General features: G+C 41.8%; 1 pseudogene. It reads left to right on the top strand.

From position 1 onward, the window contains the following. Nucleotides 1-1,092: pseudogene (locus ACFIK8_RS09675) on the top strand (beta-ketoacyl-ACP synthase); the annotation flags it as partial. Nucleotides 1,093-1,188 lie beyond the last annotated feature (96 nt).

Genomic DNA, 1,188 nt, shown 5'->3' with positions numbered 1-1,188 from the left:
TTTCTCAAAGAAAGCACGCTTGGTGCTTCAGCTCTCTCTGAAAAACTTGCTGATCTTGCAGCATAGGAAGCTCTAGCGCAAGCAGTTTTTGATAAAAAGAATTTTAATGGGCCATTATTTTTAGCTGCTCCTCCTGTTGAGCTTGAGTGGAACGCGCGTTTTACTCTTGACCAAGAGGGAGTATTAAATGATGTACCTTCCTATAAACATCTTCTTGAAGTTTGCAGCCATCAACTTCATGAGACGCTGTTTGAAACAACACAATTTGGTGCAATTGCAGCAAAGCTTCAAGAAAAATTTGGAACAAAGGGGCTTCCCGTTACGCTTTCAACCGCTTGCGCATCTGGTGCAACAGCGATTCAATTAGGTGTTGAATCTATTCAACGAGGAGAGACAGATCGCGCTCTCACAATTGCAACAGATGGTTCAGTTTCAGCAGAATCCCTTATTCGCTTTTCGTTATTATCTGCTCTTTCAACCCACAATGACCCTGCAGAAAAAGCAGCAAAACCCTTTAGCCGTGACCGCGATGGGTTTGTTATGGCAGAAGGATCAGGTGCTCTTGTCCTTGAATCTCTTAAAAGCGCATTAGAACGTAATGCGACAATTTTGGGAATTTTGGCTGGATGCGGTGAAACAGCAGATGATTTTCACCGTACACGTTCAAAGCCCGATGCATCACCTGCAATTGAAGCAGTTCGCAAAGCCTTGGATGATGCTCAAATAACCATAAATGAGATCGATTATATTAATGCCCATGGAACTTCAACACCTGAAAATGAAAAGATGGAGCATCTCGCATTATCAACAGTTTTTGGCGACGCTTTAGAACACATTCCAGTATCTTCCAATAAATCAATGATTGGTCACACATTAACTGCTGCCGGTGCCATAGAGGCTGTCTTTTCACTGTTAACCATTCAATCGGGAATAATCCCCCCTACAATCAATTACAATGATCCTGATCCTGCTATCCCTTTAGACGTCGTTCCTAATCATAGCCGCAAAGCCCGTGTCAATGCGGTTTTGTCAAACTCATTTGGATTCGGCGGACAGAATACTAGTCTTGTTATTACAGCATATAAAGGATAATCCTTTTATAACAACCAAACTTTGTAATACTTAACCTAATAACATAACATATTAAGGGGGATGATAATGCGTGCACTGCAATTATTTGATGAGCGC

This window comes from Bartonella sp. MR168JLCBS (genome assembly GCF_042194175.1).
This window is presented reverse-complemented; position numbering and strand designations above follow the sequence as displayed.